Source organism: Roseibium sp. QJM3NY_11 (assembly GCF_056173175.1).
In genome coordinates this window covers 1869343-1890655 of sequence record NZ_CM149660.1, presented here as the reverse complement: position 1 = coordinate 1890655, position 21313 = coordinate 1869343, and the positions used below count along the sequence as shown (strand labels likewise).

Sequence of the window (21313 nt, the reverse complement as noted above, 5' to 3'; positions counted from 1 at the left end):
CTGCCTTCACGCAGGTTTGCGGCCATGGACCAGCATGGTCATGCCCGGAATCATCGGTTCGGTGGAGATATCGATGAACCCGGCCGCTTCCATCAGTCCGGCCACATAGGAACTTGTGATCGACCTTGCCTCCGGGTTGAACGCCGTGTGCTGCAACTGCCACAGCGCGGCCAGTTTCGGCCCGTCCCGGCTTTCATCGACCATGAAGTCATGCACCATGAAATCGCCGCCGCGGGCGAGCACCGTGAACGCGTTGCGAACAAGCCCCGGGATCGATACGCCCGGCACCCCGGAAAACAGGTAGGACATCAGAACCGCGTCCGCGCGCGCCGGCCACGGGTCCTTCAGCGCATTGCCCGGCTGGTAGGCGATTCGCTCCGAAAGCCCTTCCTCGGCAATGAACTCCTCGCCCACTCTGGCGACATTCGGAAAATCAAGAATGGTCGAGCGCAGGGCCGGGTAGGCCTTGCACAGCGAGATGGAAAACGCCCCGGTGCCGCCGCCGACATCGAGCAGCGTTTTCGCAGCGGACAGGTCGATCAGTTTCGCGAGGCCTCGTCCCGGGCCGAGCGATCCGGCATGCTGGGAGCGTGAATACAGCCGCGCCTCCTCCGGGTCACTGAACCAGTCCTCGTAGGAGGCAACCTGCTCCTTGTCGAGAGTGTCGGTCAGCGCCTCGTTGAGCTGAGTCAGGAAGGGGTACATCTGCTTGTCGATCTGGAACCGCAGATAGTCGCCAAAATCATACTTGCGGCCTTTCACCAGAAACGCTTCCGCCGCCGGCGAATTGGTGAAGCCGGCACCGTCTTTCCGCACCAGTCCGAGACTGGTCAGGGCGGTCAGAAGCGTGGTCGCCCGGTCAAGATCGAGTTCCGATTTCTCGGCGACGTCTTCCGGTGACAAGACTTTTTCGGAAAGAATTGAAAACAAACCAACATGGAGCGCAGAAAAAAGCGCCTTCGACCCCATGAAACCGAAAGCAATATCCGAAATTTCTTCGGCTGTTTCAAGTGATCTGGCAGCGACCATGAATGATCCTCCTCAGGAATTCTGAACTAGAGATAAAGAGATTTTTCCCGGATCGGGAATGGAACTTGGAGTGGCCGAATTATAACTATTGTGCAGCGCAATGCAAATTCCCGGAGCGCTGTTCATGGCGCGCGGCGGTCATCCTGAAAAAGTGTATTTTCAATCTTTACAATCAAAAGAAGCGCCCCTACTGTTCAAGTCCACCCCGCCGCCCGAATGCCTTCACGGGCATACCTGTCCCGTAATCGGCACGGTTGCCAATGGTGCCGTGACGACATCGCCCCCAACGCTCTCCGTTCCGTCGCCCGCAGAACAACACATCGCCCGCATCGGTCCGCATGTGAACCTGCCAGACAGCCATGGACCTGTGGAAAACCTCTGATGCACCTTCGTGAAAGTGAACGCCGGCATGCGTAAGACCGCAATTCTGGCCGGACTTGCGGGCATCGGCATCGCCTCCCTGTGGCTGGTGCACAGCGACGACTCGCCGCTCAATCGTTGTGAACCGACCAATATCATCCGCGTCCTCTTCGATGGGCGCGAATATCACATTCCGGTGGAGTGGCAACCGTCGATTTCGAAGCGGCGCGATGTCCCTTTCCCGGTCCGGTTCGGCGACCGGGACAACACTGGCGACGACATTGGCAGGGGAATGAAAGTCTACTGCCAGTCGCCCGGCGCGGCACCGGAAGAATACCATAGTATCTCGTTCGACCCCCAGACGATCACGCATGTGACACCGGACTTCTGGGTGAGCCACGACGAGTTCAAGTATCTGCCGGAGCTCACCTATCTTGGCTTTGTCCAGCCCGACATCGATCGACCGCCTTCAAACGATCCGCCAACAGCGAAGCCGCTTTCCAGGCGCCTGGGGACGGCGTTCGACGGCATGTTTTGGCGCTATGAAATCCCGCCGGGCGAACGAACGGCCCTCTATTCCCGCGACTGGACCCACGAAGGCGGAGCGGTCAGCGCGTATCGGTTCGACTCGCCCTCCGGGACGATCGGCTACGCGATCCACGGCACGTTCCAGCGTGGCAGCACTGTCCGCATGAAAGCCACCAACTACCACCCGAAGGCATCGCTGGAGGACGATCTCCAGCTCAGTATTCCGCCTCAGGAATGGCCGGACATGCTGGCTGAGGCCACAGGACTGATGCGCTCTTTCGAAATCGACGCTCGCAATGAGGACTGACATATGACCGACTATACTCCGGATCAGCTCATTGAGATCGGTGAGATCGGTACGGCCTTCGCGGCCGCCGACTTTCCCTCGGCCTATCGGCTGCTTGCAGACTTTGTCGAAGCCCACGACCTTGGACCCGCCGAAACCGTCCTCTGGCTGCGCGGCGCGGCGGATGTCAACGAAAACACAGGCACTTATGCCGATTTCATTCGCGGGTATTCCAAGTTCCAATACCAGTACAGATACGGTGAAACCCTGAGCGATGCAGCACTCGACAGTGCATCAGACAATCTCGCCATCAGCGTGATCGGCGACTTTCTTGACAGCCAGGTGGTTCCCTCGCTTGCAAAGATCGAGAACGACGATTCCGATACGATCGCAAGCGAACTTTTTGGCGGCGACAAGGCCGGATGGGCTGGCAACCCGCTCTTTCTGGGACTGGGACGGTCTCAGGCACTCACTGAGAATATCCTGAGCGATCCGGGAGACACCTACGACGCGTTGGCCATGATCAAGGCGGCTATGGAGGTCGGCGGAACGTTCACGAATTTCATGCTGAATGCCTGGGATCAACTCGCGTCGGGATCTCTGCCGCATGTTTCCACGCCGGCCCAAGGCGCTACGGCCACGAATGCCTTCCTGGCCGAAGCCTACGGGTTCACCCTGCCGCTAGCCGACGCCGCCCTGCTATCACGCATCGTGCTAGACATCCTGGACAACAGCGCCTCCCTGTCGGGAACCGGCGACGACGACTACATCCACGCTGGAAATGGCGATGACACGATCGTCGCTTCCGGCGGCCTGGACATCGTCGATGGCGGCAAAGGCAGCGACACGATCGACTTTTCCGCATACGACACCGATCAGTTGAACGTCACCATCTTCGACGATCCGGGCCTGACGACTGATGTGACTGGCTCGGCGGATCCCCTGGGCGACACCGCGCGGTCCGATCTGTTCAATATCGAACGGATAATTGGCTCGAATGGCAACGACCGCTTCCTGATCAACCACGTCGTCTCTCATCTCGAGAGCCTGGACGGCGGCGCTGGCGATGACGACCAATTGTCGTTCGAGGGTGTCGGGCAAGCCGTAATTTTTGACGATATCGGCACTGTGTCTTCTGGAGGAACCACGTTCACGGTCACAAACTTCGAAGGGATTCTGGGATCTGGCCATGACGACGTCATTCGCAGCGACGGGACCGTGTCGTTCGTCGACGGGAAAGGTGGCTACGACAAGGCTGACTATTCCGCCGGAACATCCGGACTGACTTTCAGCCTGGACGGGATCGGCGCACAGGACGACATGCCTGCCAACACCATCATCCTCAAGGATGTCGAAGAACTTACAGGCACTGCCTCCAGCGACACGATCTTCGGGTCCGGGGCGCAGGACGTTATCCGGGGCAATGATGGCGACGACTTCCTCGACGGGTCCGGCATCGGCTCCATCGACAATATCGACACCTACTTCACGGAAGAGGAAAACAGCTTCTTCGACGATCAGGTACAGGATCGGCTTGAAGGAGGGCTTGGCAATGATTTCTATTTCCTGCGCGACAGGCAGGAGTGGCGCGACGCCGTTCGCGAGGTGAGCGACCCATATGACAGCTACGATGGAAACTGGTCCAGTTTTTTCGACGTGATCGTCTATGAGAACTACCTTGGCAGCCAGTATTTCCACAAGGCGATCGACACCAGCCAATACACTGACATCGACGTCATATCAGACGCCGATGGCATCGGCGAGATTGTCGTCGGCAGTTCCGATTCCTACTGGGACCCGCAAGCAGGCGCCAGCCACCGAGACGTCTTCCTGCAGTTTTCCGACGCGACCTACCAGCGGTCCCAGGGGCACATGGGCATATTCCTTCTTGACTCGCCGAACGAGCTGGCCGGGAACGCCTCCGGCTTCGTCTACTACGAGAACGGCAGTCTCTATGGCTTCAATACCTACCAGAATTTTGGCGAGAAATTCTACGCTGCCTTTTCAACCGACGAAGGCGCGCGAGTTGGCTTCCATGCCCGGTTTGTGATCGAGAATTTCAGCAATGGCGACTTCGGCATCTACCTGCCGCTCCCCATTCAGGGAAGCGACCAGTCCGATAATGAAAGCCTGTCGTCCGACGGATCCGGCCAAGGCCAGGACTATGACGGAAACGGGGGCAACGACACCGTTCAGGGAAGCGACGGCAACGACCGGATTTCCGGAGGCACGGACAATGACACTCTCTTCGGTGCCGAAGGTGACGATCTCCTTTCCGGCGACGAGGGAGATGATATCGCCGACGGTGGCGATGGTGACGACCGCCTCGACGGCGGGTCCGGATCGGATGACCTGTCCGGAGGAGACGGCGACGATCATGTCTTCGGCGGCGCGGGAGACGATGTCGTTGCCGGGGGCGCCGGAAACGACGAACTCGGCGGAGACGTTGAGCCCGGAGCGCCCATGCCACAAGCCGGGAACGATCTCCTGATCGGTGGCAGCGGCCATGACACCTATCACTATACGGTAGGTGCCGGAAACGACACGATCCGCGAAGAAGGACCGAATTCGGACGAGGACGGACTCATTCTCCACGGGCTCGCCACGAACGACATCAGCGTTCAAAAGATCGGACCGGACGAAGCCGACCTCCTGATTACAATCACCTCGACCGGTGAAACCATTCTGGTCGAAAACCAGTTTCTAATCGACGGCACCGGCATCGAATATATCAGCTTCACCGGCGCCGGCGGCCGGGACTTCTGGGACCGCAGCGAGATCGAAACCGCTGCAGAGGCGAACACACCTCAAAACACGCCTCCCGAGGTGGCCATTCCCCTTACCGACCAGAACGCTGCCGAAGATGCCCCGTGGACCTTCGCCGTTCCCGCATCGACTTTCTCGGATGCCGACGGTGACGCCCTCGCCTATGGTGCAAGTCTGGCGGACGGATCCGCCCTGCCCGGTTGGCTGGCCTTCGACGCCGACACCCGCACATTCTCCGGAACGCCGCCGCTCGACTTCAACGGAACCTTGTCCCTGAAGGTGACTGCCTCCGACGGCACCGCAGTCGCCGAAGACATCTTCGACCTGGCCGTTGCCCCCGTGAACGACGCTCCTGCGCCGGCGGACGATACGGGGCTCACCACCGTCCGCACCGCCGCTCTGACCATTCCCGCAGCCACGCTGCTGGCAAACGACCTGGATGTGGACGGGGATAGGCTGACTGTCGTCTCGGTGGCTAGCCCCAGCGACGGCAGCGTGGCTCTCAATCAGAACGGAGATATTGTCTTCACCCCTTCCGGAACCTTCATAGGCATCGTAACTTTCGAATACACGGTGAGTGATGGCACCTCCTCTGCGACCGCATCGGTCGCGATCAATCTCACCGAGCCCGGTGCGACCCCGTCAGACGATGTCCTGAACGGAACCGCGGGTGACGACGTCATAGACGGGCTTGCCGGCGACGACGTCATTAACGGGTTGGATGGCAACGATATCCTGACCGGGGGCGCCGGAGCTGATGAACTGAATGGCGGCGACGGCGACGACACGATCCATGCCGACGCGGCAGATCTTTGGTTTGGCGGCGGCAGTGGAACCGACACCCTGGTCTACGAAGGAGCCGACGACCGGCAGTATTCCCTGGCCCAGGGCAGTTTCGAACACATGACTGCCGGCTCGGGTAACAATACCGTCTGGGGCACCGCAGACGCCAACACGATCGATGGCGGCAGCGGCGACGACACACTGCACGGCTACGGCGGCAACGACACTCTGATTGGTGGCGCCGGCGCCGACTCGCTCATGGGCGGGGACGGAGACGACATCGTATATGGGGATTCCGATGATGTCTGGTTCTCCGGTGATGGCGGCGAAGACACCCTGATATATACCGGTACGGACGCTTTCAGCTACGCGCTCGACAGCGGCGAATTTGAGCACATGCAGGCGGGATCCGGGAACAACTCCATTTACGGCTCCGCAGCGGATAACATCATCGACGGCGAGGCCGGTGACGACCTCATTCAGGGTTTCGGTGGAAACGACATTCTCACCGGCGGAACCGGCGCAGATGTGCTGCAGGGCGGGGATGGCGACGATATCATTTTTGCGGATGCAGATGACACGTGGTTTTCTGGCGATGCCGGCACTGACACCCTTGTCTACAGTGGCCAGGACGATCGGCAATACGCACTCGATCAGGGCGCCTTCGAGCGCGTCGAAATGGGCAGCGGCGACAATACCGTCTGGGGATCGGCTGCAGATGACATCATCGACGGCCAGGACGGGAGGGACACACTGTTTGGCGATGCCGGCGCGGACCGAATTATTGGCGGGAGCGGATCGGACTTTCTAGTCGGGGGAACCGGGAGCGATACCTTTGTGTTCAACTCGGCGAACTCGGGTCACGACACGATCACCGACTTCGCCGCCGGTGCGAATTCAGAGGACATGATCGAATTCTCCACGGCATTGTTTGGCTCCTTTTCGCATGTTCTCACGACGGCAATCGACGACGGCACTTCCACCACGATCACGATCGACACCAACACGTCGATCCTGCTTGAGAACATTACCGTCGCCGACCTACATCAGGACGACTTCCTGTTCGTCTGACGGAAGGTTCACCGAGCCGCCGAATTGGCTTCTTGCAGGAGGCCCGGCTCGTCTCGAACGACAGACGGCGCGCAGTCACATCGGACTGCCCGCCTCTTGCCTGCAGGAGCGGATGAAGGTTCAAGGGTTCGCGCGCAAGAAAGACGCGCTTCACAGCGCCCTTGAAAACAGAACCTCGTCGCGGATCTCGATGCCGTAATCGCCGCGCAGCGGGATATCGGGTTTTTTCTCGCGCTCCGCGTCGATGACCCCTTGCGCGATCCGCTCCAGCCGGAATCCCCGGCGCTGGTAGAAGCGGAAAGCGTCGAGATTGTCGTTGGAGGTGCGCACAATCAGGCGGCTGATGCCGTTCGCACGCGCGTCGTCGACAACCGCATCGAGCAGCAGCGTACCGGTCCCGCCCCAGCGGCTGAGGGAATCCAGCGTGAGGATCTCCCACTCGCCGTCGCGCTTGATCAGGGTCACAAGGCCGACCAGCTCGTCGCCGTCATAGGCAACAAAACCGGGCAGGCTCGAGGCATCGATATTCTCGCCGTCGAGCAGCATCTCCGGACCGGCCCATCTGTCGGCCAGAAGCCGGAAGACGGCTTCCTTGTCGCTGTCGGTGATCCGGCGGATGACTACACTCATGCTCAGTCCTCATCGGTGGAGAATACGGGATGACAGCGGTGTACGGGCCTGCCAGCGGGCCCGCTCCAGTTCCGGATCGACATGTTCCTCTTCCGGGTATCCGACACACAGATAAGCCACGAGCCGCCAGCCGGCGTCAACCTGCAGTGTGTGTGCGACCGTCTCCGGATCCAGGATCGAGACCCAGCCGACACCGATCCCCTCCGCCCGGGCGGCCAGCCAGAACGTGTGGATCATGCTGACCGTCGAATAGGCCAGCGTCTCCGGCATGGTCCTGCGGCCGAGGCCGTGGCCCTGTTCCGGCGCCTCGTCGCAAAAGACCGCCAGATGCACCGGCGCTTCTTTCAGGCCGGCCAGCTTGAGCTGCCGGTAGAGCAGCGCCCTGTCGTCGTCATAGGTCTTCGCCGCAAGCTCGTTCGAAGCCTCGAAGGCGGTCACGATCGCATCCCGCTTGTCCTGGCTGCCGACGATCACGATCCGCCAGGGCTGGCTGTTGCCGACGGACGGCGCCAGGTCGGCCAGGTCCAGCAAATGCGAGAGTTTGCCTTCCGGCAGCGGTTCGCTGCGGAACCGGCGCACATCTCGCCGCCATTTCAACAGGGTTTCGAAATCCTGCAGAAAGGCGTGGCTGAAGTCCGGCCGCATAGATCTGTCTCCGGCTTCTCCCGCCATGGCGCGTCAGTGCCCCGAAAATTCCACGAGCGTGCGCACCGGAACATTGAGCGCTTCCAGCTTCTTGCGTCCGCCCAGGTCCGGCAGGTCGACGATGAAACAGGCCGCCTCGATATTGGCCCCCATGGATCTGAGCAGCTTGCAGGCCGCTTCCGCGGTCCCGCCGGTCGCAATCAGGTCGTCGACCACCACCACCCTGTCACCGGGACGGATCGCGTCCTTGTGCACTTCCATTTCATCGAGGCCGTATTCGAGCGAATAGGCGATGCGCACGGTCTCGTGCGGCAGCTTGCCCTTCTTGCGGATCGGCACGAACCCGGCCGACAACTGATGCGCCACGGCGCCGCCCAGAATGAAGCCGCGCGCCTCGATCCCGGCAACCTGTTCGATCTTGGAGCCTGCCCAGGGCTGAACCAGGGCATCGACCGCCCGGCGGAAGGCCCGAGCATTGCCCAGAAGCGTCGTGATGTCCCGGAACAGAATGCCCTCTTTCGGGTAATCCTTGATCGTTCGGATCGCGCCGACAAGTTCATCCTGGATCGTCTGTTCGCTCATCGGGCTTTCTTTCTGTTTTCAGCATTCCGGCGTGCACACCGGCACAAGGGCTTATCAGGTCTTGTCCGCCTGCCGACGGCACCACCTGGTCTCGGTTCGCGGCTTCAGGTCCGGTTCAGCACCCGACCGGCAACCGCGTCGAGCCTGGCAAGTAGTGCCGGATCACGATGGTCGGGTGCGGTCAGAAAGGCATATTCAAGCGCCGTGTCGGACCCGGCCGGACAGGACTGGTGATCCCGCGGCAGGTCCCGCGCCACGCGCGCGACAAGCCGCTGGGCGTTTTCCGCATTCTCGTGCAGCACCTTGATGATCGCCTGGATATCGACCTCGCCGTGGTCGGGATGCCAGCTGTCGTAATCGGTGACCATGGCAACCGTCGCGTAGCAGATCTCCGCCTCGCGGGCGAGCTTGGCCTCCGGCATGTTGGTCATGCCGATCACGTCGCATCCCCAGGACCGGTACAGCCGGCTTTCGGCCAGGGACGAGAATTGCGGACCTTCCATCGCCAGATAAGTGCCGCCTTTCGCGTGGGCGAGCCCCTCGGCTTCGGCCGCCGCCGCGACCGCATCGACCAGCTTCGGGCTGACGGGTGTCGCCATGGAGACATGGGCGACGCAGCCCGTGCCGAAGAAACTTTTCTCGCGGGCAATTGTGCGATCGATGAACTGGTCCACCAGCACGAAGGACCCCGGGGCATGTTCTTCCTTGAGGGAGCCGCAGGCGGAAACCGACAGAAGGTCGGTGACACCACAGCGCTTCATCACGTCGATATTGGCGCGGTAGTTGATCGTGGTCGGCGAATAGACATGACCGCGGCCGTGCCGGGGCAGGAACACAACCTTGAGACCGTCGATCGTACCGATGCGGACCTGGTCGGAGGGCGTGCCCCAGGGGCTCTCGACGGCGATCCACTCCGCGTTTTCAAGACCGGGAAGATCGTAGATACCGGACCCGCCGATGATCCCCAAAACCGCCTGTGCCATGTCTGCTCCAAATGCCCTGCTGGATCCCGTCCACCGGTCCCGGGCTGCGCCCGGGCCAGCGAAGGTTATTTCAATTGTTCGGTGATCGCGTCAAGTCCGGCCCTGGCGCATTGGGCTTCATTTTCACGGCTGCCGCCACCGGAGACACCGATCCCGCCCAGAAGGTCGCCCGACAGGGACACGATGGGCAGGCCGCCTCCCACCGGCACGATACCCGGAACGGCCCCGAGATCCGCCTTGCTGCCATCGGCATTCAGCTGCTCAAGTTCGGAGGTCGGCAGGTTGAAGGACGCGGCGGTCCAGGCCTTGCGCCGCGCGGCTTCGCCCACATGGGCACCGCCCATATTGCTGCGCAGGGTGACCTGTTCAACGCCGAACCGGTCGACAACCGACGCCCCCGCCTGAAAACCCGCCTCGTTGCAGACCTCGATCGCCCGCAATGCGGCCCGCATGGCAAGCTGCAGGTCCAGGACCTGGACGGCATGGGTTGCGGCCGCCTGCGAAAAAGCGGGACCAGGAAGACACAGGATTGCCAGAACCACCACTACGCGATGCATCGCGTTACCTCTCAAAGAAAAAGCCGCCGGAAAAACCGGCGGCTTCATCATGCACTGTGGCGGCGATCAATCAATGCTCAACATTGCGCCAGAGTTTCTTCTTGGTGAAGTAGAGCAGGCCCGCGAACACGATCAGGAAGATCATGACACGGAAGCCGATCTTCTTGCGATCTTCCAGATGGGGCTCGGCAGCCCACATCATGAACGCGGAAACATCGTGCGCATACTGGTCGACGGTCATCGGCGTGCCGTCGGTGTATTCAACCGCCTCGTCATAAAGCGGCGGTGCCATGCCGATCGGGCCGCCCGTCAGGTGTTCATCCGCGCATGCTTCGGCCGTCACCGAGCCGCCAAGGAATTTCGGATTGTAGTAGCCCGAGAAATCCTCGCCGAAACACGCCGGATTTTCTTCCGGATAGCTGGTCAGCAGAGCGTAGATGTAGTCCGCGCCCTGTTCCTGATACTGGGTGAACGCGTCGAAGACGAACCACGGGAAGCCGCGGTGGCCTGCGCGGGCCTTTGCCAGCAGGGAGAAGTCCGGCGGATAGGCGCCGCCGTTGGACGCGCGGGCGGCTTCTTCGTTGGGGAACGGCGATGGGAACTTGTCGGCCAGGATCCCCGGACGTTCATACATGTCGCCGTCCACATTGGGACCGTCGACAACGGTGTATTCCGACGCGATCTGCTTCGCCTGCTCCTCGGTGAAGCTCGGTCCGCCATAGTCGGCCAGGTTGCGGAAGGCCACCTGGCGCAGACCGTGACAGGACGCACAGACTTCGCGGTAAACCTTGAAGCCGCGCTGAACCTGGCCGCGATCGAAGAAGCCGAACGGGCCGGAGAAGGACCATTGCTCGCGCTCGATGTGCGGCGCGTCCCCGGCGGCAAGGGCCGGGGCAGCGGTGGCAAGGGCCGCCACCGCAGCGAGGGAACGAACCATTTTGATCATGGTGCTCATTGTCTCGATTAACTCCTGATCCGGGTCGCGTTACTTCGTTTCCGGCGCGGCAGCCGCACCGGCCGGTTTGCCGGAACCACCCTTAAGCACCGCTTCGGAGATAGACGCCGGCACAGGCCGCGGTTTCTCCATGAACCCGAGCATCGGCAAGACGACAAGGAAGTGGGCGAAATAGTAGATGGTGCAGATCCGGGACAGGATGACATACACGCCTTCGGCGGGCATGGCTCCGAGATAGCCCAGGATCACCGCGTTCAGGGCGAAGATCCAGAAGAACTGCTTGAACAGCGGACGGAAGGTGCCGGAGCGGACCTTGGACGTGTCCAGCCAGGGCAGCACGAACAGGACCGCGATGGCGCCGAACATGGCCAGCACGCCACCGAGCTTGTCCGGAACCGCGCGCAGGATCGCGTAGAACGGCAGGAAGTACCATTCCGGCACGATATGCGCCGGCGTCACCAGCGGGTTCGCCTCGATGTAGTTGTCCGGATGCCCCATGTAGTTGGGAACGTAGAAGGCGAACCAGGCGAACAGGATCATGAACATCACGATCGCGAACAGGTCCTTGATCGTATAGTACGGATGGAACGGCACCGTATCCTGTTTGGTCTTCGGCTGAACGCCCGTCGGGTTGTTGTTGCCCGTCGTGTGGAAGGCCCAGACGTGCAGGATCACCACGCCGAAGATCATGAACGGCAGCAGGTAGTGCAGCGAGAAGAACCGGTTCAGCGTCGGGTTGTCGACGGCGAAGCCGCCCCACAGCCAGGTCCGGATCTCTTCGCCGACCAGCGGGATCGCCGAGAACAGGTTGGTGATCACCGTCGCGCCCCAGAAGGACATCTGGCCCCAGGGCAGAACGTAGCCCATGAAGGCGGTGCCCATCATGATCAGGAAGATGATCACGCCGAGGATCCAGGAGATCTCGCGCGGCGCTTTGTATGAGCCGTAGTAGAGACCGCGGAAAATGTGGATGTAGACGGCGATGAAGAACATCGACGCGCCGTTGGTGTGCAGGTAGCGCAGCATCCAGCCGAAATTCACGTCGCGCATGATGTGCTCGACGCTGTCGAATGCGGCGCCCGCGCTCGGCGTGTAATGCATCGCCAGCACGATACCGGTGATGATCTGCGCAATCAGCATGAAGAAAAGAATGCCGCCGAAGGCCCACCAGTAGTTCAGATTCTTGGGCGTCGGGAAATCGACGAAGGAACCGCGAACGAGCGAAATGACCGGCAGGCGGCTTTCCAGCCACTTGGCCGCAGCGCTCTGCGGTACGTAATTCGAATGTCCAGCCATGGCTGTCTCCTGAAATTTCTTGCCGTTAGCCGATCTTGATCGTCGAGTCGCCGACGAACTCGAGCGGCGGAATCAGCAAATTCTCGGGAGCCGGGCCCTTGCGGATGCGGCCGGCGGTGTCGTAGTGGGACCCGTGACAGGGGCAGAACCATCCGCCGAAGTCGCCGGCATCGCCGAGCGGCACGCAGCCCAGATGGGTGCAGATACCGACCTGAACCAGCCAGTTCTCCTTGCCCGCGACGCCGCGGTTGACATCGGTCGCTTCCGCGGTGTCCGGAAGGTTGGCGTTACGCGCCAGCTGATCCGGAAGGTCCGCGACCGGAACCGAAGTGGCTTCCACCACTTCCGTCTCGGTGCGGTTGCGGATGAAGACCGGCTTTCCGCGCCATTTGACTGTAATTGATTGCCCCTCTTCCACGGCGGTGACATCGACCTCGATGGAGGCCAGCGCCAATGCGGAGGCATCCGGGTTCATCTGGTCGATGAAGGGCCATGCCAGCGCGCCAGCGCCCACGACGCCCATGGCGCCGGTCGCAATGTAGAGGAAATCCCGGCGGGTGGGTTCCGCCTGATCCGTATGTGCCAAGGTCGCGTCCTCTCGAAACCTGTTACCTGTACCGAAAGCCCGCTTCACGTTCGGGCCTGTCCCTTGAGACAAAGGATAGGCGGAAGCATGCCGGGCTCAACGGTGACCGGGTGCGGCAGTTGCCCGCACCGGCCAAGCGGTTTGTCTTTTTGCACCCTTCGAAACGCTTGTCCAGTTCAACAAACATCTCAAAACACATATGTCGCAGGCGAATCCGACACCGCGCCGCTTTTCTGCCCCTTTTTTGGGAAAGAGCGCAAGTCCGGAATTCACAGAAATCCCGGCCTTGCCCGTTTTCCTGGCCCTGCTCGACCGGTCACGCGGCCTGAACCGACGACAGGAAGCCACCGGACTGGTGCTGCCACAGCTGGGCATAGAGGCCGTTTTGCTCGAGCAGTTCCCGATGGCTGCCCTCCTCGATGATTTGCCCCTTGTCCATGACGATCAGCCTGTCCATGGCCGCGATCGTCGACAGCCGATGGGCAATCGCGATCACGGTCTTGCCCTCCATCAGGTCGAACAGGCTTTCCTGGATGGCCAGTTCAACCTCCGAGTCGAGCGCGGACGTGGCCTCGTCCAGCGCCAGGATCGGAGCGTTCTTCAACAGAACCCGCGCGATGGCGATCCGCTGGCGCTGGCCGCCGGAGAGCTTGACGCCTCGTTCGCCCACATGGGCATCCAGCCCGGTGCGGCCGTTGAGATCCGTCAGCTCGCTGACGAAGTCGAGGGCATGAGCCTTCTCCAGGGCCGCCTCCACCTCGTCCCGGCCGACATCCGGCTTGCCATAGGCAACGTTCTCGAAAATCGACCTGTGCAGCAGCGAGGTGTCCTGCGTCACCACACCGACATTGGCGCGGATATCGTCCTGGCGCACCTTGGCGATATCCTGGCCGTCGATGAGGATCCGGCCCCGTTCCAGGTCGTAGAACCGCAGCAACAGGTTGACCAGCGTGGACTTGCCGGCGCCCGACCGGCCGATCAGGCCGATTTTTTCGCCGGAGCGGATGGTCAGGTCCAGGTCCTCGATGACACCCGACTGCTTGCCGTAGTGAAAGCAGATCTTGTCGAACCGGATTTCGCCCGACGGCACGTCAAGTCCGACGGCGTCCCTTGCATCGACCACATCCCGCTCACGCGCGATGGTGTTGATGCCGTCCTGTACCGTTCCGATGTTCTCGAACAGGCCGGAGACCTCCCAGAGGATCCATTGCGACATGCCCTGGAACCTGAGCACCAGGGCGACCGCCACCGCGATTTCGCCGGTGGTGACCCGCCCGATCTGCCACAATCCGATCGACATCCCGCCAACGGCGAACAGGAGCATCATGTTGATGACGGTCAGGGAAATGTTCATGCCCGTGACCAGCCGCATCTGCAGGAAAACGGTCTTCAGGAACGCTGTCATCGATTCCTTGGCGTATTCCTCCTCGCGTTCGGCATGGGAGAACAGTTTGACCGTCGAGATGTTGGTATAGGCATCGACGACATGCCCGGTCATGAGCGAGCGCGTGTCCGCCTGCTCCCTGGAAACGTTCTTCAGACGCGGAATGAAGATCCGCATGGTCACCATGTAGCAGGCAAACCAGACCGCGAACGGAATCAGGAAATAGAGACTCGCCTCCGCCACCACGAACAGGGCGGCGATGAAATAGACCGTGACATAGACCAGGATGTCGGCGATCCGGGTCACGACTTCGCGCACCGAAAGCGCGGTCTGCATCAGCTTGTTGGCGATCCGGCCGGCGAAATCGTTCTGATAGAATGAGATGCTCTGCCGCAGCAGATACCGGTGGACGCGCCAGCGCACCGACATGGGATACGTACCCATCAGGCCCTGGTGAAACAGGATCTCCCAGATCGCCGCGAAGCCCGGCAACAGCACGAGCACCACCAGCCCCATCCACGCCAGACGGGGCCAGTTGTCCTGAAAGAACGTCTCGGCGTTCTCCGTGCCGAGCCAGGTGACCAGTTCGCCCAGAAACGTGAAGATCATCACTTCCAGAAACGCGATCAGCGCTCCGAGAACGGACACTCCGGCCAGGATCGGCCAGACCGGTTTGGTATAGTACCAGCAGAAAGCCCAGAAGCCTTTCGGCGGCACGTCGAGTTCGGTTTTCTCGAACGGATCGACGAGTTTTTCGAAACGATCAAACATTACGGACCTTTCCCACCGTCAGGGGCTTCATTTTTCCGAATTTTTCAGGCCGTTCGGCCTCGCCCGCCGCTTTCGGCCGCACCACCACACCTCCGGAAGCAATTGCAGCCGATGCGATGAAACTGACCACGGCGAGGGCGATGATGGCGGTGCCGAACAACAGGCTGCGGAGCCTGTCGGCATATTCGGCCGCCGTGAGGGTTTTTCCGTGAACCGCCACGGCCTCGACGGAGGCCAGCTCAAGAGAGACAATCGGGATGAACAGCAGAAACGTCAAAGCCACAGTCGCCGCTGCGAACAGCAGGACAACTTTGACCCGTCGAAAACGGCTCTTGTCCCGGACCTGAAAATCCGGGGCTGCAAAATGACCGTCGACACCCCGCACCTTCACCAGGTCGTCGCGGATAAGGTCCGGCCCGAAGTCGGCCCGGAAGGGGCCGAAGGGATCTTGGAAAGACATTGGAATGCTCCAGATATCTGGAAATTGCGAACCGACGCCGGCGGACATGCCGTGACAAGGTCATGCAGCCACGGTGAGCGGCTTAAGCGTGACGTCAGGAAAAAGTTTGAAAAGTTCCGGGCCTCTTAGCGGAGGCGGGAAGAACCTTGGCGACAACCCGCGAGGGTCGCGAATGGATTGATCATGCGATGATCTGTCATGTAACGCCCTCCTGATTGCGCGACCGGGCGGTCGCTGGCCAAAGTTGCACCAACTTCTTCGAAGTCGATGACGCTTGGTACCCGCTTATCGCGCGCTTGGAAAGGGCAAATGCGACATTTCGCAGCATCGACACGCGACCTGTTGCCCAACAGCAACATCGCTTCCACGCCCGGTTCAGCCACGCGGCCGGACGTGATTTGTGCCGGTCCGGAGACACTATGGCCCCGTCTAGGAAACCAGCCGCGTCAGGTAATAGCCCGCCCCCGCGGAAAAACCTGCCAGGAAGGTCCCCCAGGCAACGTCCACCGCGACAACGGCAAGCGGCCAGTTCTTGAGGGTGGCGAAGTTGGTGAGGTCATAGGTTGCATAGGTGAAGAAGCCGAACAGGGCACCATAGATCAGGGCGGTGGCGATGCTCTCCCCCTTGAGCGCGGGAGCAACGGCGAACACCACGATGCCCACGACGTAAAGGATATAGAACAGGCCGGCGGCCACCAGGTTGGGCTTGTCCATCAGCAGGTGACCGAGACGGTCGTAATAGAACCGTGTGGCCACCTGGGTCAGCCACACGAAGTCGATGGCCAGAAAAACCAGGGCAGTCGCGAAATAAGCGATGACGAGCTGGGGCATGATTTCCTCTGATGCAATGCCTGTGGTCTACGCCCCCGGCACGGCTCCGGATCAGCTTTCTGCCGGATCGCGGTCCGGCGCCGCGTTGTCTTCGAGAAATCCGCCGGACTGGCGGTGCCACAGTTGCGCGTAGAGACCGGTCTCGTCTTCCAGCAGCTTGTCGTGCGGACCCTGTTGCACGATCCGGCCCGCGTCCATGACGATCAGCCGGTCCATGGCAGCGATCGTCGACAGTCGGTGGGCGATCGCGATCACCGTCTTTCCGGCCATGAGCCCTTCCAGATTCTGCTGGATCGCGGCCTCGACTTCCGAATCCAGCGCCGAGGTTGCCTCGTCGAGCACCAGGATCGGCGCGTCCTTCAGCAGCACCCGCGCGATGGCGATTCGCTGGCGCTGGCCGCCTGACAGCTTGACGCCGCGCTCGCCGACAAAAGCGTCGAACCCCTTGCGCCCGCGCAGGTCTTCCAGATGCGCGATGAACTCGCTCGCCCGTGCCTTTTCGGCCGCGTCCAGAAGCTCCGTCTCGGTGGCAGAAGTCCGGCCGTAGCGAATGTTCTCCCGGATCGGGCGGTGCAGCAGCGACGTGTCCTGGGTGACCATGCCGATGGATCTGCGCAGGCTTTCCTGGCTCACCTCACGGATGTCCTGTCCATCAATGAGGATACGGCCCGATTCCACATCGAAGAACCTGAGCAGCAGACTGGTCAGCGTGGTCTTGCCCGCGCCCGAGGGACCGACCAGCCCGACCCGTTCGCCGGGGCGGATGGCCAGGTTCAGGTGATCGATCACCCCGCCCGCCTTGCCATAGTGAAAGCGGATATTCTGGAACTGGATGGCGCCCTCGGAAACGCTCAGTTCGCGGGCGCCGGGAGCATCGGACAGGGCAATGGGTTTGACGATGGTCTCCATGCTGTCCTGCAGGGATCCGAAATTGCGGAACAGCGCGTTGAGCTGGTTGAACAGCCTGTTCAGCAGGATATTGAGACGCAGGACCAGGCTGAGCGCAAAGGCGACGTGGCCCGTGCTGACGCCCCCGTCCTGCCAGGCCTTCAAGGCCATGGCGGAGATCGCCACGATCATGACGCCATTGATGACGCTCATCAGAATGCGGACGGAGGACAGCAGCCGGGTGAAAACCTGCAGGCGCGCGATAAACGACTGGAAGGATGACTTCGCGCCCCGGCTTTCTTCTTCCGCCGATCCGAACAGCTTGACGGACTGGATATTGGTGTAGGTATCGACCAGACGTCCCGAAAGACCCGAATAGGCGTTGGCGACGTCCTTCGACGCCTTTCTCACGCGGGGCACGAGTGTCCACGCGGCCACGCCGAAACACACGAGCCAGACCGCGACAAGCGCGCCCAGCCGGATATCCAGTTCGGAAACGAGAACCAGCGTCGCCACAGCATAGACGACGATGTACCAGGCAACCTGGAGCAGGTTGCTCATGAAGTCCCCCGCGGACAGTCCAGATTGCAGGACCTTTTGCGACAGCCGTCCGGCAAGATCGTCCTGGAAGTAACCGAGGGACTGCTTCATCACGCGCTGATGGCCCTGCCAGCGGACAAGCTGGAAAAAGCCGGGCACGATTGTCTGTTCCTCTGTCAGTGACACCAGCGCGTTGACGATCGAGCGCACGACCAGCACCACAAACGCCATGCCGAGCAGCGACCAGGCATGGGTGCTGAAGAAGGTCTCCCGATCTCCCTTTTCCAGCAGATCGACGATGTTTCCCAGGAAATTCGCGATCGACACCTCGATCATGGCGGAGGCGGCGCCCAGCACCAGCATCGCCAGGAACGGCCAACGCACCTGGCGGACGAAATGGAACAGAAAGGCAAGGCCGCCGCGTGGCATGTCGGCGTCGGGCGGGTCCCGGAACGGATCGATCCAGGATTCGAACAGGCGGAACAAAGGGGACACTGGACGTCTCCAACAGGGCAGGAGCGAATCTTGTGCCCATCCTAAGCACCCGCCAGGGCCTGGCCCAGTGAATTTATGTAACTGTTTTCATCCGGAGGATGACAAACCGGAGAACCGTTGATAAGCAGCCCCCTCCAGTGAGGACCCTGAGACACCATGCCGGACATAGCCCTCTACCAGCCGGACATCCCGCAGAACACCGGGACCATCCTGCGCCTCGCCGCTTGCCTCGGGGTGCGGGTCCATATCATCGAACCCGCCGGGTTTCCGGTGTCAGACAGCGCCCTCAAGCGGGCCGGCATGGACTATCTGGAGCGCGCGGCGATGACGCGCCATACGTCGTTTGAGGAGTTCGAGGCCTGGCGCGCGGCCAGTGGCAGACGTCTCGTCCTTCTCACCACCGGATCGGACCGGGCCTATACGGATTTTCGGTTCGCCGGGAACGACATTCTGTTGATGGGCTGCGAAAGCAGCGGTGTTCCCGGCCCAGTCCATGATCGTGCCGACGCGCGTCTGACGATCCCGATGAGTGAGGGCATGCGCTCGATCAACGTCGCCGTCGCCGTGGGCATGACGATCGGAGAAGCCCTGCGGCAAACGGGCACATTTCCCGGAACTCCCTGACCGGAGCACCTTGTGCCGACCCCATCGCCAGGGTAGCCGCCTGAAGCCATCAAATGGTTCAACATGACCGGAAAATGCTCTAGAAGCTGATTTCGACCTCTTTATATCCTGAGTGATTGCAGACCGAATTTTCAACCACAGGACGTTGTCATGAACGCACCTTCTCCGGAAAACCGTGGCGGCCCCGTCCCGGACGCCATCGAGGACAAGAAAAAGATCGCGCCTGACTGGTTTCAGGAGCTGCGCGACCGGATCTGCACGGCCTTCGAGGACCTGGAAGACGAACTCGGTTCCCCGAAAGATTCCCTGGCCAGTTCCCGGGCCAAGTCCCAGGCAACTCCCCTCGCCGACCGTCCCGCCGGCAGATTCCAGCGCACGCCCTGGGAACGGACGGACAGCACCGGGGAAAAAGGCGGCGGTGGCGTCATGTCGATGATGCACGGCCGGGTCTTTGAAAAAGCCGGCGTTCATATCTCCACGGTCCACGGGGAATTCTCGCCCGAGTTCCGGAACCAGATCCCCGGCGCCAACGAGGACCCCAGGTTCTGGGCCGCCGGCATCAGCCTGATCGCCCATCCGCAAAACCCGCATGTGCCCGCAGTGCACATGAACACCCGCATGGTGGTCACGACCCGCCAGTGGTTCGGCGGCGGCGCCGACCTGACGCCGGTTCTGGATGCCAGGCGCAGGCAGGACGATCCGGACACCGAGACGTTTCACCGGGCGATGCAGGCCGCCTGCGAGGCGCATGAGGTCGCCGATTACCCGGCCTACAAGGCCTGGTGTGACGACTACTTCTTTCTGAAGCACCGCAACGAGCCACGCGGGACCGGCGGCATCTTCTATGACTATCTGCACAGCGGCGACTGGAATGCCGACTTCGCCTTCACGAAGGATGTCGGCCTGGCCTTTCTGAACGTCTATCCCGACCTGGTGCGGCGGAATTTCCGGAAATCCTGGACCGATGCCGAGCGTGAGGAGCAGCTTGTGCGCCGGGGCAGATACGTCGAATACAATCTTCTTTACGACCGTGGCACGATCTTCGGACTGAAGACCGGCGGCAACGTGGCGTCGATCCTGTCGTCGATGCCGCCCGTGGTGAAATGGCCATGACCGCAGCCGGTATCAGACGCCCTCGGGTTCAAACGTCCGCGGTCGCTCGCACCCGGTCCAGGTTTATGTTACCGAAACTGCGGTCCAGCACCATGTCGCAGAACTGGGCCAGCATGTCCTGGTCCAGCTTGGCGCCCATCTTCTTCAGGATCTCGACCGCAACCCGGGTCGGCAGGCACTCCCTGTACGAGCGCGTTTCCGTCAGCGCGCTGAAGATGTCGCAGATCGTCATCAGCCGGACCTTCGGCGTCAGCTTGTCTGCCGCCAGTCCGTCGGGATAGCCGGTTGCGTCCAGATACTCGTGGTGCTGGATCGCCATCCTCTTGATATCGGCAGGCACTTCGAGCCTGGGCTTGAGAATGTCACGGCTGAAATTCGGATGTTTCTCGATGAGAAGGCGTTCCTCGTCGGTCAGCTTGTCGGGCTTGTCGAGGATCGTCAGCGGTATCCGCATCTTGCCGATGTCATGCACCAGGCCGCCGGCAACGACCTGCTGGCAGTCGGCCTCGCTCCAGCCCAGATGCCGGGAGAAAATTCCCGCCATTCCGGCCACCATCAGGGAATGGCTGTAGGTGGCACTGTGGTGAATGTGGATCGCGTCCAGCCAGGGCGAGATGCCGTAGAGCGTCACGGCCGAGAGGATCTCGATGGCGCTCTCGTTCAACAGGTTCATCTGGATTTTCGAGCCTTCCGTGGCCGAAAACGCCAGGCTTTCCAGCATTGCATTGCCTTTTTGAAACGCTTCCAGTGTCTCGGCAGGCACCGAGGAAGGAACATGCGCAGCAAGGTCCACGGCCATCGCGCTCTTGATCTTGCGGACCAGGACCGCCAGCGGTGTGTCCCGTTCCAGAACATCCGTATTGCCAAGCGCAGCCGCCTGAATGGCCTCGCGGCGGTTCTTTTTCGTGATCAGGCAGATCACCGGAATTTCCGCGATGCTGTCCCACGCAGTCGTCAACGCCGCCAGCCCGGCATCGCTCGCCTCGAACAGCTCAATGATCGCGACACGGGCCTCGCCGACTGTGCGGGAGGAAACATCCGTCATTTTTACGAGGCGTGCGGGAAAGAAAAACGGCAGCTTCCTGACAGGTGAGTCAAGTGAAAGCGACCCGTCTGAAATGAGAACGATTTCCATTCATTGCCTCGTCGG

At 61.3% G+C, this 21313-nt stretch carries 19 protein-coding genes; 5 read left to right on the top strand and 14 right to left on the bottom strand.

Features of this window, described 5'->3' with window-relative positions:
- Positions 1 to 6 precede the first annotated feature (6 nt).
- The gene (locus tag AC0VX3_RS08610) at positions 7 to 969 is read right to left on the bottom strand and encodes a methyltransferase (protein WP_475525157.1); all 963 of its coding nucleotides are present in this window, start codon (positions 967 to 969) and stop codon (positions 7 to 9) included.
- A gap of 184 nt (positions 970 to 1153) precedes the next feature.
- On the opposite strand from AC0VX3_RS08610, the gene AC0VX3_RS08605 reads away from it, so the two are divergent.
- The 3 genes from AC0VX3_RS08605 to AC0VX3_RS08595 are packed head-to-tail and all read left to right on the top strand — an operon-like array spanning position 1154 to position 6823.
- Positions 1154 to 1411 (top strand): hypothetical protein, encoded by a 258-nt coding sequence (locus tag AC0VX3_RS08605; RefSeq protein WP_475524360.1) that lies wholly within the window; start codon positions 1154 to 1156, stop codon positions 1409 to 1411.
- A 27-nt stretch (positions 1412 to 1438) separates the two neighbouring features.
- Complete coding sequence (locus AC0VX3_RS08600) at positions 1439 to 2224, top strand: hypothetical protein (protein ID WP_475524359.1); 786 nt, start codon at positions 1439 to 1441, stop codon at positions 2222 to 2224.
- Between the two features lie 3 nt (positions 2225 to 2227).
- Complete coding sequence (locus AC0VX3_RS08595) at positions 2228 to 6823, top strand: tandem-95 repeat protein (RefSeq protein WP_475524358.1); 4596 nt, start codon at positions 2228 to 2230, stop codon at positions 6821 to 6823.
- Between the two features lie 150 nt (positions 6824 to 6973).
- Here AC0VX3_RS08595 and AC0VX3_RS08590 read toward each other — a convergent pair whose 3' ends face one another.
- The 12 genes from AC0VX3_RS08590 to AC0VX3_RS08535 all read right to left on the bottom strand — a co-directional run bounded on the left by AC0VX3_RS08590 (position 6974) and on the right by AC0VX3_RS08535 (position 18426).
- Complete coding sequence (locus tag AC0VX3_RS08590; protein WP_475524357.1) at positions 6974 to 7453, bottom strand: N-acetyltransferase family protein; 480 nt, start codon at positions 7451 to 7453, stop codon at positions 6974 to 6976.
- Between the two features lie 9 nt (positions 7454 to 7462).
- Positions 7463 to 8098 carry a 5,6-dimethylbenzimidazole synthase gene (gene bluB, locus AC0VX3_RS08585; protein ID WP_475524356.1) on the bottom strand — a complete coding sequence of 212 codons (636 nt, stop codon included), beginning with the start codon at positions 8096 to 8098 and terminating at the stop codon, positions 7463 to 7465.
- 33 nt (positions 8099 to 8131) lie between these two features.
- Positions 8132 to 8680: an adenine phosphoribosyltransferase gene (locus AC0VX3_RS08580; RefSeq protein WP_342895459.1), complete on the bottom strand. Its 549-nt coding sequence runs from the start codon at positions 8678 to 8680 to the stop codon at positions 8132 to 8134.
- A gap of 104 nt (positions 8681 to 8784) precedes the next feature.
- Positions 8785 to 9663, bottom strand: a complete 879-nt coding sequence (locus AC0VX3_RS08575; protein ID WP_475524355.1) for an S-methyl-5'-thioadenosine phosphorylase — start codon at positions 9661 to 9663, stop codon at positions 8785 to 8787.
- A 65-nt stretch (positions 9664 to 9728) separates the two neighbouring features.
- Positions 9729 to 10220, bottom strand: a complete 492-nt coding sequence (locus AC0VX3_RS08570; protein WP_475524354.1) for a GlcG/HbpS family heme-binding protein — start codon at positions 10218 to 10220, stop codon at positions 9729 to 9731.
- A gap of 70 nt (positions 10221 to 10290) precedes the next feature.
- A complete protein-coding gene (locus AC0VX3_RS08565) occupies positions 10291 to 11175 on the bottom strand; it encodes a cytochrome c1 (protein ID WP_475524353.1) in 885 nt (294 codons plus the stop codon).
- Between the two features lie 30 nt (positions 11176 to 11205).
- The gene (locus tag AC0VX3_RS08560) at positions 11206 to 12471 is read right to left on the bottom strand and encodes a cytochrome b (protein ID WP_475524352.1); all 1266 of its coding nucleotides are present in this window, start codon (positions 12469 to 12471) and stop codon (positions 11206 to 11208) included.
- Between the two features lie 25 nt (positions 12472 to 12496).
- Positions 12497 to 13057, bottom strand: a complete 561-nt coding sequence (gene petA / locus AC0VX3_RS08555; protein WP_342895464.1) for a ubiquinol-cytochrome c reductase iron-sulfur subunit — start codon at positions 13055 to 13057, stop codon at positions 12497 to 12499.
- Between the two features lie 316 nt (positions 13058 to 13373).
- Positions 13374 to 15212 carry an ABC transporter ATP-binding protein gene (locus AC0VX3_RS08550; RefSeq protein ID WP_475524351.1) on the bottom strand — a complete coding sequence of 613 codons (1839 nt, stop codon included), beginning with the start codon at positions 15210 to 15212 and terminating at the stop codon, positions 13374 to 13376.
- Positions 15205 to 15672: a hypothetical protein gene (locus tag AC0VX3_RS08545; protein ID WP_475524350.1), complete on the bottom strand. Its 468-nt coding sequence runs from the start codon at positions 15670 to 15672 to the stop codon at positions 15205 to 15207. The genes AC0VX3_RS08550 and AC0VX3_RS08545 overlap by 8 nt, the downstream gene beginning before the upstream one ends.
- A 429-nt stretch (positions 15673 to 16101) precedes the next feature.
- On the bottom strand, positions 16102 to 16503 hold the full coding sequence (locus AC0VX3_RS08540) for a DUF2177 family protein (RefSeq protein ID WP_475524349.1): 402 nt from the start codon (positions 16501 to 16503) through the stop codon (positions 16102 to 16104).
- 51 nt (positions 16504 to 16554) lie between these two features.
- Positions 16555 to 18426 (bottom strand): ABC transporter ATP-binding protein, encoded by a 1872-nt coding sequence (locus AC0VX3_RS08535; protein WP_475524348.1) that lies wholly within the window; start codon positions 18424 to 18426, stop codon positions 16555 to 16557.
- A 156-nt stretch (positions 18427 to 18582) separates the two neighbouring features.
- On the opposite strand from AC0VX3_RS08535, the gene AC0VX3_RS08530 reads away from it, so the two are divergent.
- Positions 18583 to 19050, top strand: coding sequence for a tRNA (cytidine(34)-2'-O)-methyltransferase (locus tag AC0VX3_RS08530; RefSeq protein ID WP_475524347.1), 468 nt, complete (start codon positions 18583 to 18585; stop codon positions 19048 to 19050).
- A 150-nt stretch (positions 19051 to 19200) separates the two neighbouring features.
- On the top strand, positions 19201 to 20163 hold the full coding sequence (hemF, locus tag AC0VX3_RS08525; RefSeq protein ID WP_475524346.1) for an oxygen-dependent coproporphyrinogen oxidase: 963 nt from the start codon (positions 19201 to 19203) through the stop codon (positions 20161 to 20163).
- Between the two features lie 28 nt (positions 20164 to 20191).
- Here the strand turns inward: hemF and AC0VX3_RS08520 are convergent, their stop codons facing one another.
- Complete coding sequence (locus AC0VX3_RS08520; RefSeq protein ID WP_475524345.1) at positions 20192 to 21298, bottom strand: HD-GYP domain-containing protein; 1107 nt, start codon at positions 21296 to 21298, stop codon at positions 20192 to 20194.
- Positions 21299 to 21313: the final 15 nt, after the last annotated feature.